This is a genomic window from Glycomyces paridis, assembly GCF_004912155.1.
In the GTDB taxonomy this organism is placed as follows: domain Bacteria; phylum Actinomycetota; class Actinomycetes; order Mycobacteriales; family Micromonosporaceae; genus Glycomyces; species Glycomyces paridis.
Genome location: NZ_STGX01000036.1, coordinates 1 through 1,193, shown reverse-complemented (window position 1 = coordinate 1,193; position 1,193 = coordinate 1). Strand labels below are relative to the sequence as shown.

Below are 1,193 nucleotides of genomic sequence, written 5' to 3'. Positions count from 1 at the left end.
CAAGACCTATGTGGGCGTGGCCGACGCGGACAACCCGGTGTACGTGTCGGCGGACGACGGCGCGACCTGGTCGCCGCTGGCGGGCGCCGCGCAGATCGGCTCGGTCGACGGCTACGACCAGCTGCCGAAGCAGGCGGCGATCGACGCGGTCAACGGGTACATGTACGTCATCACCTCGTGGGACCCGGGCCCGTACAACGGCAACCCCGCCGAAGGCGCGCGCGGCGGGTCGGTGTGGCGCTACGAGATCGGCACCGGCACCTGGACGGAGATCCATCCCGGGCCGAACGGCTCCTCGTACGAGGGCTTCGGCTTCGGCGGCCTGACACTGGACGCCCAGTCGCCCGGCACCTTGATGGTCACGAGCGTCAACGCGTGGTGGCCCGACGAGACCACGTACCGCTCGACCGACTCGGGCGCGACGTGGACCCAGTCGTGGACCTTCGAGGGCTGGCCGAACCGCGTGGACCGCTTCAGCATCGACCACTCCTCGGTCGGTTGGCTCGACTGGGGGATCACGAGCCCCGCGCAGGGCGAGAAGAGCCCCAAGTACGGATGGATGATCGAGTCGATGGCGATCGACCCGCACGACTCCGACCGGGTCATGTGGGGCACGGGCGCGACGATCTACGGCTCCGAGAACCTCACGAACTGGGATGCGGATGCGACCTTCGACGTGGAGCCGATGGTCCACGGCCTGGAGGAGACGGCGGTGCAGGACCTCGCGGCCCCGCCGACCGGGCCGGAGCTGTACTCGGCGCTGGGCGACATCGGCGGGTTCGCGCACACGAGCCTGACGAGCGTGCCCTCGGACTTCTTCACCGCGCCGACGATGACGACGGCGACGTCGGTGGACTTCGCCGAGCTGAGTCCGTCCACGGTGGTCCGCGTCGGGCACCTGGACAACGTCGTGAACATCGGGATCTCCTCGAACAGCGGCGGCTCGTGGTGGGCCGGGCAGGTCCCCTCGGGCGCGACCGGCGGCGGCACGGTCGCCGTCACCGCGAACGCCGGTGCGATCGTGTGGGCGCCCGACGGGATCGCCCCGCAGCGCTCGACGACGTACGGCTCCTCGTGGACGGCCGTGACCGGCCTGCCGACCGGCGCCCGCGTCGAGTCCGACCGCGCCGACACCACGAAGGTGTACGGGTTCGCGGCCGGGAAGTTCTACTACTCGACCGACGGCGGCGCGA

General features: G+C 70.8%; 1 protein-coding gene. It reads left to right on the top strand.

The genetic code is table 11. The features are described from left to right. Nucleotides 1-16 precede the first annotated feature (16 nt). A partial coding sequence (locus E9998_RS25005; RefSeq protein ID WP_136532472.1) for a sialidase family protein occupies nt 17-1,193 on the top strand: 1,177 nt, incomplete at its 3' end.